Genomic DNA, 16,505 nt, shown 5'->3' with positions numbered 1-16,505 from the left:
TACTTTCTCCTAACTTATTACACTATTATTTACAAGATGAGACCTGAATATTATTTGCTCAGCCGGATATGGCGGTGTAAACTCAAAATCAAAATACACTTTTCCGCTTGCAATATTTGCCGGTGTATTGAGTTCGGGAGTTGCATAACATTTTCCGCTGATAATTGCTCCTTGTGCTTTTAAATTGGCCAAATAAGAATTCACCCCCTCAATCACATCATCTATATAAGTTTTAGTGATATTGCGATCAACTGCCCATAAATGAGCCCTAAGTAAACTATCGTTAATTAAATCTGCAGTTCTTCTCACTGATAAAAAAGCCCATTTTGAGTCATTTGAACATGTTCTATTTCCCCAAAGCCTATAGCCATTTTGATGAATTATCGTTGTTACTTCATTTTCATTCAAGTGGTTTGCTCTACAATTTGTATTACCGAGCGTAAAATCAATAGGCCTGCTTGTGCCAATAATACCGTTTATTTCTTTATTTGAAGGTGAGTGCCAGAAGCCTTGCTCGCTGTCTATCTTAGCTATTAAACCAGCTACAAATGGACTCGATGGCAAGATTTTTTCTTTTCCTTCAATAAATAACTTAATCCATGGGTCAACTACGTAAACTCTTGAGCTGCCTACACTTTTTCTCCATTTTATTGCTTCTTTATCATTGGTATTTGGTCCATCTGCAACAATAATTGCTCTTAATTTTTCTGCTATGGAAATTAAAGCACTCACTACTGAATTTACTCCATCTATTTCAGGTAACTGATGAGTAAACTGAGGTGCAATTAATATTCTTGGCGCAACATGAACTATGCTTTCACTGCTGAGAAATGCCTCAATTCCCTGATATTCTCCGGTTTCTTTATCAACTCCACCGATTATACTTTGAATAGTTTCACTTTCTTTGAGCTTTGGATCGCTGTTTTCACTTTCTTTAACTCGAATAACTACTACTGTTGCACCAATCTGGGAAAATATTCCATTTATTGCAGAAGGTAAACTGCCACTCTTTCCGAGCTTTGCTGCTTCCTTTAAGCTTCCTGCAACTAACACTGGTTTATTTAGCGGAAATTTTTGCTCATCTGCTTCAGGTGCAGTACCAATTACACCTATCACTGATGATTTAGCTGTACGTACTGTCTTTGCTCCTGAGGTTACCTCAATAACATTTACGCCATGTAAAAATTCTTCAGCCATTTCTTTGTATTTTTTTCCTGAAATCATCTAGCAAAGTCTGTAGCTCATTTTCACTTTCGGCTTCTTCAATCTTTCTTTTGGCTAAATCTTCAAGCTCTTCACATTTAATTATTGCTTTTACTGCTTTTTTCACTTTTTCCTCAATTATTCTTGCCATTTCAATAACCGTAATACCACGGACTTTTGCTAAAGGTTCTATAATTTCTTTATCCTTTTCATCTATAGATTCTGGTGCTGCTAGAATGCTTTTTGCGGCTTCCGCTTGAATCTCATAAGATTTAGCTTTTTGGTGAGAATGACCTGCATATTGGTGAGTATGATTATCATAATAGAAACGCATACTATCAAATGCACAAAGCTTCGCATTATCCAGTAACTCCTTTTGTATATCTTCTTTAGTACGCTGAGCAATTTTTCCTCCTTCTGTTAAACAATAGCTTTTTTGCCAATCAAAATCTTCTGGTGCTTCATACCAATCATTTTCAGTTGGCTTACTTTCAAGCGTTGTTGTTTCTACTTGTTTATCATTCTCAAATCTAATGTAGATAGACATTCTTTGTTACCTCCAGAGTTCATAAGTTTCAGATAACCCAGGACATTGCCAAGCTTTTAGCGTTCTCTCTACATCTATTTCAAGCCCCGTGGTTAGAAAATTGCTACGTATGTTATATATTCCCCACTGGATAAATTGACCATAGTTGTATACATAATTTGATGCAAGCATACCTTGACTGACTTGTGTTCTGGAACATAGGTAAGATGATGTGTAAAGTAATATTGCAACTGTTTTTCCTGCTGGAATTTCTACATTGCCAGATCCAGCTAACTTGCTATCAGAACTTGTGTATTGGTAAACATTTTTCCATATTATTCTTGAAATACTTGATTTATTGGTATTATCTGGTGTTCCCACAAATAATCCTGCACCCCCATACTCCGTACTTGAGTACGATGATCCAACAAATTCTATTGTTTTATTTATGTTCACATTGGTTGTATTTTTTACAAATACTACTCCAAGTGCAGCATATGGGTAATAGTATATCTCATCATAACTACCAGAAAAACTATTTGTGCATAACTCTCCGTAAATAAATGTTCCTTTATTTCCCTCTATAAAATAGAGTTGTCTTGGCCGATAAAAACTAACGTAATCTGTATCGTATGTATGGCTACCTGCTAGTAGTTGCAGCATATAGTCTGTTTTTGTTATATCACTGCTCCACTTTCCAAGCTCTGTTGTAAAAGTTCCGTGGCCAAAGTAATTATTTTTTCTGCCAAGTACACCAAACAAGAAAGGTAATGACCCTGGTTCAACCATATTCCTCTTTTTCACTTCTCTCATAATTGATGAACTGCTAGGCACATCATTGATGGAGTTAAATTTGGTTGTCAGTGTTTTTAGTTGGTCTTCCCTGGTTTTTATTTCCTTCATGATCGATGAACCACCTGGCACATCATTAACAGCACGAAAGTTATCCACTAAACCTTTAAGACCATCTTTATGATCATTGCCAACACTATTTATTGCCGCAATATTGGTATTTTTACGAGTATCAAGTAGCGATATATGTGAATCTGATGATGCTTTTAAAGTGTTTAAGGAACTATCCCTAAGCTTGTTGATTTCACTTACAGATTCTGTTTTTGCTACAGTTATCGCCGATATAGAGCTTGCTTTATTGCTGTTTATGTCACTTAAGTGTTTTTTTGCACTATCAAGAAGTTCTTTTAGCTTACCATCTGTCATCTGTACAATTTCAGAAACCGAACTTTTGTCGACTATCAATTCCAATGCTTTAGCAAGATATGCTAATTGATCTGGTGTACTATTTGCTGCTAAATCCTTAAGCCTTCCTTGTAGTACATCAATTATTTCTTTTATTGTGGTCATTTGCACAACGTTGGAAATAGTTTTTTTATCTATTATTAATTCCAGCGATTTTGCAAGATATGCCAGTTGATCAGGTGTGCTGTTTGCTGCTAAATCCTTTATCCTTTGATGTAACGCTTCTATTGCTTCTTTCATTCCCAAAAATTCAAAAAAGTTTCAAATCTAAATCGTTTAAAATTATTTTTTAGTTGATTATGCTCATCTTCTCTTTCGGTAATATCTTCATCTATTTTCTCAATTGTGGTACGGATACGAACAACATCTTGCACAGCAATGTTTTCTGGATGAGGCAGTGGATACCCTCTGCTTGTTTTATCATCTGACATTCTGCTAAGTGATAATGATTCGTAGATTTTTGACTTTAGGGCGATAAACAACCGTTCCACTAAGTACTAACTTTACCCTCGTCTCATTACCATTAAAGTTTGTTAGCACATGAGTTCTTTCCACCCAGTTGTCTCCAATAGGTTTTCCTACTGTTAAATCTACTAATTGCCATTCTCCCACGTTTTTCTCTACATAAGTTTTAACATCTGCAGTGCCAGGTATCAGCGCATCATATGTTATGGTAATCTTAGTGTTAGCTCCTGCTGTAATGCTCCTAGTTACATAATCTCCTTTTTCCCCTATATTACCCATAACTAGCTGTAACCCAGGATATAGCACTGGACTTTTTTCTCGCCCTCCTTTTAGGCTTGCTTTTACCGTTAATTCCCCACTTATTCTTTCACGCAGTGCAAGTGGCAAATTATCAGACAGAAAGTTTTCTTTTCCTTCTTCGTCTGTTAAAATAAATTCTACATTGGTATCAAATGCTACTTTTTCGACGTTCGTTAAAACAATTAAATCTGAAGTATTGTTTGCAGTAACTTTACCAAGATCAATAACGTGAGAACTTTCGCTAAATTTTGCTGCTAATAGCCGAAACGTTAAATCTAAATTCTGATGCGGTGTCCACGTACTTGCATTGCTAGATGACAGTAATACTCCTACTTGATATGGCTGACTTGTTACCCAACGGCTATTTACTGCATCATATTTGCCAAGTTCTGCTACTTTGACCGCATTTTCCCCGTCATCGGTAAGTAAAACTATTGCATATTCCTGCCCAGCATGACAAAACACTGGCGACCAAGTAATACGTGTTGCTGTGCCATCTATCTTTATATCTTTTGGCTCAATATAGCTTTCAGCAATGACAGTCTGCGAGGGCATTCCCACTGCTGTTTCTCTAATCTGCACAACAACACGTTTTTTGCCTTTATTTATAAACCATAGCTCCACGCCTCCTATGTGTCTGCTCTCATTTAGCGTAAATGTTTGGGCTAAAGGATCAACTCGTCTTGCTGCGATCACTCTTCTTCTTTCTTCTATGGTAATAGTTTTTTTACCAGTATACGTTGTTTCTCCATAGCTTCCTTTATCCCCGTAAAACTGTACTAATTTAGTACCTGCTGGAATATTTGCTGGGATTTTTATTTTTCCACTTATTTGTCCTTGATTTTCCACTTTTTTTCTTTTTATTTTTACATAGGTTGGATAATGATGCCGTCAAATTTTACTTCTTTAAGCCTTTCACCTAGCTCAAAACCTTCAATTTCAAAATCTTGTACTGCTTCTCTCATAAATTCAGCTTCGTATGAAGTACTTGACAGCAATTCTGTTGTTTCTTTAACATTAAATACTCTGGTTACTGGACTTTTCCAATTAGTGGTAACCTCTGTCCAGTGGTCAATGTTTTTATTTAGAGTAATTTGTGCCGGGACTGGATCAAAAGCTTGATATGGATTAATCTTTTCTCCTTTAGTCTGTAAAAGCTGCTCCAGTACCGGTTCAAGTTCATATGGCAAAAGATATCTTTCCCCACCTTTTTCAATATCTGCAACTTCTACATCTATTGGCAGAACTAGCTCTCTATTTACTATTGCTGCAGACTGCGAAATTCCTTGATCGCGCATATCATCATCAAAGAACGGATCTACAAATACCCCTTTTTTTGTGGTAGGCTCTCTTGAATTTGCATCACTGCGTAAACGCTCCTCTGCAACTAATGCATAAAGATCATTTATTCCTTTTTTCATTGCTTCAAGTTCATTCATCGGTACAGCATGAATAGCATTATTCATTACTTTCACCCCTTCTTTTTCCCCATCTTTCCACGTCTGATGAATGTAGCAGAGTAAAAGTTGTCCGCTAGGTGCTTTTGGCATTGATGGTTTCCAAGGGTGGGCAATTCCTTTTATTCTCCTTACTACCCCTTTGCTATCTATAGTAATTAAATCAAAGCGTGGCATCTTCCAGGTGTAATCAATCAGAACCAAGCTGTTATCAACTGCTCCCCTTACTTTACATCCCTCTTCATTTATATCTTCAGGGCTTACATGAGTGCGACAGCGATAGGTTATCGAGTAACTACTTCCAGGAGCTGGTTCTTTGCCGGGTAATGACCAATCAACGTTTCCTGCGTTTAACTTATAGTCTATACTGTTTTCATAAATAACATCACCTTGTTTAATTTGAATAATCTCAAGTACCGCAGAGTCAGGTATCGGATCAATAGCTCCAGAGTATGAACCGTGAGTAACGGTAACTGTTTTTTGAACAGTGATATCAACCTTTTTGATTTCGCTGATTGGAAAATCATTAACCTTCAGTTCCATTACTCTTTCGCTGTTTGGCTGAAAAGTATGGGGTTCTGATTCAACTGATTTTATATCTGGATCTTCATCAAAAGAAACACGAATACTGTGAGGCAACTCAATTTCATAACCATCAACATGAGCTTTGCCCTCATTAATCACAAAAATTTCTTTTTTACCCTTTTTTACCCCTTCTTCTCCCTTTTCTTCTTTGTGGAGGAACATCACTTCTAGCCCATTTACGACGTAGGAACCATTTGCCTCCTTGTCATAACGAGCAAGCACTGTGGTTACTATGTTTGCTTGTGGTGGCGGTGAATGCTCTATTAATACTCCGTTTTCAATGTTGTAAATTGGATAAAATTCTCCATCAGTAGAAAAAGTGGGAGAAACATTCTCTGCTTGATAACCCCAAATGGTGGAAACTTTAAGTCTTGCTGCCCCTACTTCTTGATAATTACGTGTACCAACGGCAGGATCACGAAGATTCTCATCCTCAAGTTCTGTAATAGTGGATAGGGCGAAAAAAACACCGATGCGAACTGTGGTATTCAGTGGAATAATAAATCTTTTTCCCCCTACTTTTCTCACCGCTCCACGAAGATAGATTTTTCCCGATTCAAGTGTGACTTCGCCGGTTTCCCCATCTATGATACAGTTGCTTCCTGTTATAACATCACCATCACGAAATATCGCATCTCCTATGCCTTTGAGCTTGAAAAGAGCATACTCTTGAGTCTCGTTTAATTCTGCTGACTGTAAACCCCTTCCTGCCAGGAATAAGCTTTTTTCGTACTCTTTGTCAGGATCAAAGCGATTGTAATAGCCGTTTAAACTCATGTTACTTCCAATTGACTTCAGCCTTATAAGGGATTATCACCGTAATCTCCTCTATTTTATTCGCATTAGTTGCTTTAATGACCCAATCATTCTCCAGCTCAGTTACAGTTACTTTATGAGTATCCTTATCCCAAACATTATTACCCAGTTTTATATTTACCTCACTCCCATCTGCTATTTTTGGTACGAGATAAACACCGTTATAACTTAAATCAATTTCTGGATTTTTAATTCGAGTCGAAAAAGAAGGTTTAAACTTAAACTCTCCTGATTGTTTAAATCTTTGCCACTTTTCTTGATCTACCTCACTTAACTTCACTGCCAACATGTCATAATAGTATTTTAGCTTCGGCAGAGCTTTTACTTTGTTACTTAACTCTTTTCCTCCGTTAAATGCAGTATAATCAAGATGTATAATCACATCAGAAACTTTTTCAGTATTTTGTAGCTCTAAAATCCAATCAGATACCGCCCCTGTACCTTCAAATGGTAGATAACGTTCATCATTGAAGTTTAATTCGAATAATCCACTATCTTCTTGGTTTCCTTTTGATATTGCTATCTGCTGATTTGTATTACAGTTTACTCTTAATGATTGATTATCACTGAGTTCATTATTTTCATCGAGTAATGACCTTATTGCCTCAATCTCAGGTTTCAGTACTACTCTGTTGGCTGTTTGTTGCAATGTAGCATGAATATCCTGATAAGGAGCAACTTCTGCTTTAATAGTAATTCTTATACTTTTAATCTTACGACAATAATGACCTGGAAAATCAAGATCAAACATTTTTTCTGTTAATGCAAACTTACAGCTTCCTTGAGTTTTTAACTCATTGATTGCAATAGGACTTAGAGGTATTGTTTTAGTAATCTCCAGAGCTCTTTCATTATTATCAAGATACTCTTTGGCCATTTGCTCAAGAGCAAACTTCAAGCTATGACCTGCAAGTAATCCTTCTTTTAAGCTGTTCCAAGAGCTTGCTGTAACAAATACTCTATCGTTATTCAACTCATACTGATAAGTTTTTTCCACCTGTTTTACCATCTCTAAAGCCATCTTATAAGCTTGGAAATATATTATTGCTATTTGCCCTTTCATCCAGTCATAGAGCTCTTTACTTGTAAACTTACTTTCAAAGAATTCCCTTTTTTCCTGGTTTTGCTTGATTGACTCTTTATGTACTTTTAATTCTTGCTCAGCAATGGTTTGATTAATTTGATTTGCCTCTATTGTGTGGTTGATCTGCTTCACATCACAGGCAGCTAATTTTTTCTGTAGATCCCAATCTTCAGCACGTCTTTGATAACTTGCTATGATATTGGATAATTCTGCACCTTCTTTCTTAATATCTGCTAGAGTAGTCAGAAAATCTGCTCCTGTTTGTGTAGAAAAGCCAGGTTTAGCACCACCAAAAGAAAAACCAAATACTGTAGGTATCCAATGTGCTAATGCTGCAGCTCCAAATATACCACAAGCTCCAAGTCTTGTTGAAGTTGCTTCAGAATATGATAAGATTCCTTTCACTTCATGGTATGAACGTCCAGCATTGATTAAACTTTCATAATGCGATTCACGCTCCTCAGCATTATTTAAACTTGCACTCAGTGCATCTTTTTCTTTCTTTAAGGCTTCTATGGTCTTTTCTTTAACCGATGAGATTAAATTACTGATTATTCCTTCTTGTTTGTTGTAAAGAATAGTCAGTGACTCAGCGTCTCTCTTTTCCAGAACATCAAGTAATTCTGAGCCAAATTCTATCACCGTTTCAACTATCGATTTTGCATAACTTACCATTTTACTGAAGCGATAATGTGGTATTAGCTTCACCTCTGGTAGTGCTAGAGAATAACTGCCAGTTGCTGCTGCTAATTGCTTAGGATTAAGTGGTGGTTGAAATAAAGGTAATACTGCTTTTTTTCCTCTAACATCTAAACAATGTCTTATTTTATATAAGCGATCTTCAACTTTATCCCATAGACCAATAAAGCTCTTATTTTCAGGTGTGCAGAAGTAATTGCTGTATTTGATAAGATCATGAGCTTCATCAGATTGAACTGCGAGTTGTGAACCAGCTGGTAGTTCTGTTTCCATTTTCAATAAATCATGGTCTTTTAATTCACTGAAGGATTGAGGTTGAACTGAAAAATTTCCTTTTTTAATAGGTTTTGGGCCAAGTAAATCCCAAGCTCTGATATACAGCATCGTAGCTTGATTTAATGCTTCCCAAGATCCCTTAGCAAAGAGCATATCTCCCCAATCAATGAGGTTATCTATGTAGGAGATGATGATATACTTTTCAAATGCAGTGGTACGTTGTTTTGCAATGGTGTATGGGTCAAATGGATCAATTGCCAGTTCTTCAGCAGTTTGAGTATCATTTATCGACTCAACGATATTATCACTGTTATGCTTTTCAAAAGGCAAAAACTGCCATTCTTTATTATTATTGGTAGGGTTAAAGATATATTGATACCATTTCCTTGCTGTAGCAAAGTCCTGTTCTTTGTGCAAGTGCCAAGCAACCAGCATTGGAATATGGAAAAATATTTCCCATAGATAAAGGCCATAAGCGCCACTGAAGTCCAAAGTATCACTTGGACGATGAGAGATACTATCTGTTGGATTAAATCTTGAAAATGGAAGTTGTTCTATTTTCTGTGACTTTAGAGTTAAAATACTTTTTGGCCCACCAGCATAAGCTTTTTGACGTAAATGGCGAACATTGCCGGTGATGTTTAACCTCGTAAAAGAGAATTTTATATCTTGAAAGTTAGATTTTTGGCTTTTACCATCATATTCAAACTCAAGCTTATTTTCACTTTTGTTTATCTTGTAAGTTGATTTCTCACTAATTGCAGGTAGATCGTAATCTTTAGGTAAAAGCAAGAAAGACTCACGAATATTTTCACGCTCGAGGTTACCTTCAACGATGAACCAACCAGGTTTATTGATTACTTGCTGGGATAAGGACTTTTTAAAATTACTTAGCAATGTTAACCACTTTTTATCATCATCTTTATGTAGAAGTTCAGCATTATCCTTTTTATTAGTAACGTTAGTTTCAAAGATATTTTTAGTTTTCCCTAAATGAAGTTTATCATCACGGTTAATTACATCATAAGAAGGGTATGAAATGCTTATTTGTATTTCTTGTTTGAATACGTTATTATTTTCATCAGTACCGAAAAATGATACTTTATCACCTCGAATGATAGAGCAGGCATCGCTTTTAATATTTGAAGTTATGGTTGTCCAATAATCAGCCTCATTGTTGTAAACATATACTTTTTCACAATACTTACCATCTAATTTGCTACGAAAGAAAATAACGTTATCGCCAACTACTGCAACTTTGTCTTTACCTAGTTCTCCACTTAAGGTGTGTGAAGTCCATTTTTTATTTTCATCAACTTCATCGTCATTATAGATATCTACCTGCGAAGAGTATATAAAATTACCATTTCTCAAACCTTTATTTCCTCCAAGGAAAATAGCCTTTTTGCCAATTACTGCTACTGCTGCAAAAGCCCTCGCTTCACTAGCAGCATGTACTGTCCATTCTCCAGTTTCATCATCATAAATATCTATCTGTGAGGATTCGTAACCTCCAAAGAAAATAGCTCTCTTATCTACTACTGCTACCGATATCCATTCCCGTGCTTCACTAGTGGTGTGAGTAGTCCAACTTCCTGTTTCACTGTCATAAATATCTATTTTTGAAGAATTACCTATAGTTTTTATATCTACAAAAAAAATAGCTTTTTTGCCGACTACACCTACTCTTGCACTATACCTTCCTTCACTAGCAGTATGAGTAGTCCAACTTCCTGTTTCACTATCATAGATATCTACTTGCGAAGAACATATTACATGATTACTACTATCATAACCTTTATTTCCTGCGAAAAAAATAGCTTTCTTTCCTACTACCGCTACTGTTACACTCATTCTTGCTTCACTAGTAGTGCATGTTGTCCAACTTCTTGTTTCATCGTCATAAATATCTATTCGTGCTGAGCATTCACCATTAATCTTCTTACCTCCAAAGAAAACGGCTTTGTGATTTACTACTGCCACTGCTACATCCCACCGTCCTTCACTAGCAGTATGAGTAGTCCAGCTTCCTGTTTCACTGTCATAAATATCTATTTTTGAGGAAAATAGCTCCTTTGAGAACCGATTATTTGTAGTACCCCCAAAGAAAATAGCTTTGTTGCTTACTATTCCTACTGTTGGTTGATATCGTGCTTCGCTAGAAGTATGAGTTGTCCAATTTCCTGTGTTATCATCGTAAACATTTACTTGTGAAAAGTATTGATAATTTGGATAATTGCCACTCCTGCCACCAAAAAAAATGACCTTATTGCCAACTCCTGTAATCGTTATACTCTTTCGATTAAGGAAACTTTTGTTTAGGTCGATAATACGATATTTATAAGGAAGATTATTAATAAACTTTCCTTTCTGATTCTTACTAGCAACTAAATCTTCATCAAGAGTAAATAGATTAGATAAACTTACACTATCAAACTTTGTTTTGCCGATAACAATTACTATCCGTTTTTCTTTTCCGTTCTCTTCTTGAAGGTAAAAAGCTGCCACTTTCTTCCAGTATAATTTTTTTGCTTCATCAACTGGATCTATTTTAATATCACTTGCAAGCTTCTGTGGTGCTGTCCAACTGCCACTTGGTTTTTGAAATATGTAATTAATCGTTGCATCGATTCTTTTTTCGTTATTTTCACTTTTTTCAATTTGTTGCACCCAAAATATAAATAATCTGTTGAATGCATGTATTGGGGTTATTGTTTCAACTGGAATCGATGCCTCTATTTTCTCCCACGCAGTCCAGTAAAGTATATTTTGATTTTTCTGATCAAATACTGCTGCGCGGTAATAATAATCGTATGGTTGCGCAAGAGTTCTGCCAATAACGTACAGTGTGTTTTTTCCTTCTACTTTTTCATAACAACTATCAACTATTTTTAAACTAGTTACTTGTTCAAAATCTTCAAAATACTTCATGTATGCATCACTTACTCCTTCGTCGGTGATATTTCCTTGCATGAGCGTGTTTTGTAGTTTCTTATACTCTGGAGTAACAATTTTACGTAATGTTGGATTTAAGTAGTTTTCTGGATATAATTTTATCTTATTGCTTGCTTCCCATTCACGATAACTGGACAGCCATTTCCATTCTTCTTCCGTCAGGCCTTTAATCTCCACATCCTTATCTTTATCTTTTTCTATCTTCATCATAGCGCGATGAATGTATAGCTGAACACTATTTAGTGCTGCTTTAATCGGCGAAATCTTTGAACATTCACTCATTTCAACATCGATCAACAAAAATCCATAAAGATCTCTCATGTTTTTCAGACCTGGATTAGTATGTATCATGTACCTTGCTAGAATATCTCGCTTTTCTCTTGCTAAATATCCTTCGTCTTTTTCAGTGATCAGTTCTAAATCTTTTTCAGTATCGGTATATTTTTTCCATCCTTCACTTGCTTTTAAATTGTATAAATCCTGAAGCTTCAGTAGAACTTTGACATTGATTTCAGCTATATCCATGAGAGACTTAATCTTCATTAAAGAATTCACCGAATCTTGCTTGCCAAAACATTGCTTAAATATTTCGACTTTTTTAATAGCTTCGAGTGTATCTTTACTCCAACCAGTAAGCTGAACCATTTTCTCCGTTACTTTATCACTGCTGTAGTCATTGCCAAATAACCAGTTAATGTATTCAGGTAGTGTAGAATATGATGCTTTAAGTGTTTTATAGTTTAACAGAGTCCGAATCTGCTCAATTGACCATTTTCCCTCTACTCCATAGACACTTTTGTAACTTGTAATACCCTCTACTTCAAACTTTAGCGTTGTAAATACATCTATGTTATGAATGAGCTTTTCTAAAAATCCTTTGTCTGAAAATGACTGTGGTTTATTGGGATCAACAGTAAATGCATAAATAGCATCGAGTATTTCAGGTTGAATGTTGCCTACACACTTATATACTTCGTTATAGAAACTCTGCGAATCTTTTACTTCTTTTGTTGATTCATATAATTGTTTCGCAAGTTGCTTACTTGAAGCAGGATCAATCAATCTGCGTATTTGCTCTGTCGTAATTGCATGTTTTGTGAGCCAATCATTAAATTCAACCACATTTTCCAGATTTATTCCTTCTACGCTTAATTGTAATAAGAGCTCTGCTATTGGTATGTTTACTAATCTTGCAAGCAGAACTTGTTTATATACTTTTAAAATTTTTTCTCCGAATACCTCTTGATCATTGTGGTAGTTAATCAAAGCAGTTAATTCATTACTGTTTACTTCTAAAATATTTTGCAATGCGCTATAATTACTTGCTGTAGCAGCTAGATCTTTGAGGCTTTTTTGACTTAAAAGTGCTTTAAATTCTGGTAGACTGTCAATTTTACTTGATACACTCTCTGGTAAACTATCAGCATACAATGCAAATATCTTAGCTAAAGGTTGCTTAAATCTTTCTTGTAGATTTTTAATCTTTGCTATTTTTTTCTGATCAATTTTACTCCCATTTAGTGCTTGAGTTAATTCAGCAAATGACCAATTAAGTTTGTTTGCTAAACGAATGAAGCGATGTAGAAAGCTCAGTGCTTGATTATCAAGATTATTTATAGTTTGTTCTGTAATAGTAAGTTTTTTTGCACCTTTATAGCTATCAAGTAATGGTTGAAGCTTATCATGCTCTATACCTGTTTGTGCAATGAATTTATCAACATTTTTCAATTGATCTATTTTTCCATCTTTTATTCCATATACCTCTTTTAAATAAGCTTCTGTTTCATTATCAGACGTAATTACTTCATATTCCTCCGGAGAAAGACTCAAAAATTCTGCATCAGTGTCAGCATTTTCAATCAGTATTTTATATATCTCTGCTAAGCTTGTCTTATGCTTCTTAAGGTAAGCACGTATACTCATTAGCGGAAAATTTGCTGGAAGATTAAAAGGATATTTGGCAGTTGCAAGCTTACATAGGACATCATCTTCTTTAAGCGTAAGTTTTAGATTTTTCTCCATTATTTCATTGACAATTTCAAGATATAGCTTTTCCTTGTTGGTATTGTCACAATCGAGTTTAATATCGTAGAGATCAGGACGACGTTTTTTAAGTAATTTAGGTGGCTGCTCATATTTATCAACTATTTCCAATAATTTAACCAGATAAGCTGCAGGACTAAGTACCGATTGGCAACTTTCACATTGATTGTAATCGTCGGTATTAAAGATTTTTGGTATTTGCATTTTTTCTCCTGTAAATTTTAATGTATGTTACAACAACGTTGAGCTCGATAATGAGGCTCAGAGATGTTCCTAGCGTTTGCCATGTAAATTGAGATAAACTTTTTCCTGGCCACAGCTTTTTGATAGATATCCCGTGCTGTGCTTTCTAAAAATATATCTTTTACCGCTTCGACAAATCTATCTTCGAATAAGTCGGTAATTTTAAATGCTGAGTCGTATAAGAAGTTTTCATTATCTTTAAAACTAAGCAGCTGCTTTGCAGTTAAATCATCAAGTCCCATCTTCTGAAGACGGACAATAGCATCATTTATCATTTTTTTCTCCCTTTAAGTTTTTTAAAATGTGACAACAAAGGAAAAAGTTTCCCGAGTTGCTGCAGTTCGAATAAGTGGTACCGTATGTTCAAGTACCAACAAAATTCCTGAATCTTCAATGTCTTTTGGCTCAAAATATCTCTGTCCTGTAGGTAATCCTTTTTTTACTTTAGTACCAACCATAACCCCAAGTTCCCTGATAACTTGATTTGCTGCGTCCGTGAAATCGAAAGTAAATTTAAGATAGAGATTATTAGTTGGTACATTTGAGGGCCTAAACCTTCCGGAGGGAGTAACAAGCTCTCCATTCTCATCACCTGTGCAGAAGAGCACTTCGTTCGCAGTACGTCTGCCAAGCTCATTGAGCAGTTTTTCAGAAGTTATCAGCTCTGGTGGTGTGCTTTCACTATATTCTACAGTAACTGCACTATTTGCCCTGATAGAGCTATTTTCCGTACGTTTTATTACACCACTACTGCTATCAACTATATAATCTATACTTGACTGATAAGTTGTTTGTCCTGTAAAAACCCTTACATCTTTAATAGTGTGGTGATCTAGAGCTATTTCACCCTCAACAAAAACTTTTTCGACCTGATGGCTACTTCCAGAGCTTGAATCACCTGTTCCCCAAGCAAGATGTATAACTTGCTCTTTTATGCTGGCTGCTATTGCTGCTCTTCCTGATTGTGTAAGAATTGACACCTGTGATGAGTTTGAAAGGCTTATATAATATATATTCAGGATTTGGAAAATTTTTGTCCAAAAAAAATGAATTTTTGCCTAATTTTTTGTTGCAGTATTATTTAAAAATCGAACTGTATTATTCTCGAAAAAAAACAATAGAATATCAATAGGTTAAAAATTGCATCTGTATTATTTATTTTTGCTCCTGTCCTACAAAGTGCACCTATAAGTTCTCATCCTTAAAGCATTAATTGTTTTAGGGAAAAGTTATGAAACTAAAAACTGCCATAGTTGTTCAAAATATACGGTATCAAGCTAAGAGATTAAAACTTTTTGAATGCTTTGCTCATGAAACTCATGAAGATCTTGAGCAAGAACTTTTCTGTGAAATTTGGACTTATCTTGATAGATATGATGAAAGTAAAGGTAGCTTTAACACTTTTGTAGCAAGATTAACTGAACGTCGTGCCAATAACTTATTGGAGAAACAACTATGTATTAAACGCAACATTAATAACTACGTCAATATTGAGAAAACAGAAGCTTTTGAAGATGAAGTAGCAAAACGTACTGATGTAGATTACATGATTTCAACGCTACCAAGAAAGATGCAAAAGATATGCGAACAACTCAAGTACTTTAACTTATATGAAGTTGCTAAGATGAACAACATATCAAGAACTACTTTAAATACTATGGTAAGAAAAATACGTATAAAACTCTCTTCCATCTACTACAAGAGCAAAAAGAAAAATTGAACATAAATTCTACCTTTCCTGAATATATAACATATACCATTGAGGTGAATAAATGACTTTTAAAATTTTAAACAATAATGAAAGATTGAAAACAACTACAGGCATAAAAGTAGTAATTTTTGGTCCTTACGGTATTGGTAAAACCAGCCTCTTAAAGACTATAAGTGAACCAACACTATGTCTTGACTTTGAAGCAGGTCTGCTTGCTGTTCAAGATTGGCAGGGAGATTCAATTAGTGTTCGTACTTGGAATCAAGCTCGGGATATTGCCTGCCTAATTGGTGGTCCAAACCCTGCGCTGAAATCTGACCAAGCATACAGTCAAAAACACCATGAACATGTATCTGGCAAGTATAAAGATCTTCTTTCTGAGACTTCTAAATACCGATGCATCTTTGTAGATAGTATAACCGTTGCTTCACGTTTATGTCTTTTATGGGCAAGGATGCAACCTGAGTGTTTTTCTGATAGATCGGGAAAAGAAGACAAAAGAGCTGCTTATGGGTTACTTGCTCAAGAGATGATGGCTTGGCTCAATCAGTTTCAACATATCAGAGATAAAGACATCATCATAGTTGGCACATTAGGTCAATATCTCGATGACTGCAATCGTCCAACTTGGCTACCTCAATGTGAAGGAGCTAAAACTGCTAGTGAGATTCCAGGTATTGTTGATGAGGTAATCAGCATGGTTGGAATTAAGAAAGATAATGGCACAGAAGTACGTTCATTTATCTGTCAGACTATTAATACTTGGGGATACCCAGCTAAAGATCGAAGTGGCTGCCTGAATATGGTTGAAGAACCACATTTGGGTAAATTACTTGCGAAAATTAAAGCCAAAACTTTGGCTCCTATTGCTTAATTAAAAATTGG

General features: G+C 35.5%; 11 protein-coding genes. 2 read left to right on the top strand and 9 right to left on the bottom strand.

The genetic code is table 11. The annotated features are described in order from the left end of the window. Positions 1-9: 9 nt before the first annotated feature. Genes AAGD70_RS03430 through AAGD70_RS03390 form a run of 9 tightly spaced genes read right to left on the bottom strand, consistent with a single transcriptional unit; the run spans position 10 to position 14,889 of the window. A complete protein-coding gene (locus tag AAGD70_RS03430) occupies positions 10-1,197 on the bottom strand; it encodes a phage tail sheath subtilisin-like domain-containing protein (RefSeq protein ID WP_065095403.1) in 1,188 nt (395 codons plus the stop codon). After that, positions 1,190-1,750: a hypothetical protein gene (locus tag AAGD70_RS03425; protein ID WP_065095397.1), complete on the bottom strand. Its 561-nt coding sequence runs from the start codon at positions 1,748-1,750 to the stop codon at positions 1,190-1,192. Before AAGD70_RS03425 ends, AAGD70_RS03430 begins: the two co-directional genes overlap by 8 nt. 6 nt (positions 1,751-1,756) lie before the next feature. Beyond that, positions 1,757-3,226, bottom strand: a complete 1,470-nt coding sequence (locus AAGD70_RS03420; protein ID WP_065095396.1) for a hypothetical protein — start codon at positions 3,224-3,226, stop codon at positions 1,757-1,759. Continuing rightward, positions 3,223-3,417 (bottom strand): hypothetical protein, encoded by a 195-nt coding sequence (locus AAGD70_RS03415; protein ID WP_065095395.1) that lies wholly within the window; start codon positions 3,415-3,417, stop codon positions 3,223-3,225. The genes AAGD70_RS03420 and AAGD70_RS03415 overlap by 4 nt, the downstream gene beginning before the upstream one ends. Before the next feature lie 4 nt (positions 3,418-3,421). Beyond that, entirely contained in the window at positions 3,422-4,600 is a 1,179-nt protein-coding gene (locus tag AAGD70_RS03410) for a hypothetical protein (RefSeq protein WP_065095394.1), read from the bottom strand. 17 nt (positions 4,601-4,617) lie between these two features. After that, on the bottom strand, positions 4,618-6,570 hold the full coding sequence (locus AAGD70_RS03405) for a DUF4815 domain-containing protein (protein WP_065095462.1): 1,953 nt from the start codon (positions 6,568-6,570) through the stop codon (positions 4,618-4,620). Between the two features lies 1 nt (position 6,571). After that, entirely contained in the window at positions 6,572-13,870 is a 7,299-nt protein-coding gene (locus AAGD70_RS03400; protein ID WP_065095318.1) for a neuraminidase-like domain-containing protein, read from the bottom strand. A gap of 17 nt (positions 13,871-13,887) precedes the next feature. Further along, positions 13,888-14,184: a hypothetical protein gene (locus AAGD70_RS03395; RefSeq protein WP_065095317.1), complete on the bottom strand. Its 297-nt coding sequence runs from the start codon at positions 14,182-14,184 to the stop codon at positions 13,888-13,890. 21 nt (positions 14,185-14,205) lie between these two features. Next, entirely contained in the window at positions 14,206-14,889 is a 684-nt protein-coding gene (locus AAGD70_RS03390; RefSeq protein ID WP_065095316.1) for a hypothetical protein, read from the bottom strand. 251 nt (positions 14,890-15,140) lie between these two features. On the opposite strand from AAGD70_RS03390, the gene AAGD70_RS03385 reads away from it, so the two are divergent. Beyond that, a complete protein-coding gene (locus AAGD70_RS03385; RefSeq protein ID WP_065095315.1) occupies positions 15,141-15,629 on the top strand; it encodes a sigma-70 family RNA polymerase sigma factor in 489 nt (162 codons plus the stop codon). Between the two features lie 52 nt (positions 15,630-15,681). Next, complete coding sequence (locus AAGD70_RS03380) at positions 15,682-16,494, top strand: ATP-binding protein (protein ID WP_065095314.1); 813 nt, start codon at positions 15,682-15,684, stop codon at positions 16,492-16,494. The last annotated feature ends 11 nt before the right edge of the window (positions 16,495-16,505 follow it).

The organism is Wolbachia endosymbiont (group A) of Nomada flava, assembly GCF_964027055.1.
GTDB lineage: Bacteria > Pseudomonadota > Alphaproteobacteria > Rickettsiales > Anaplasmataceae > Wolbachia > Wolbachia pipientis.
The sequence above is the reverse complement of the archived record's forward strand: the minus strand, read 5'-3'. Positions and strand labels throughout refer to the sequence as shown.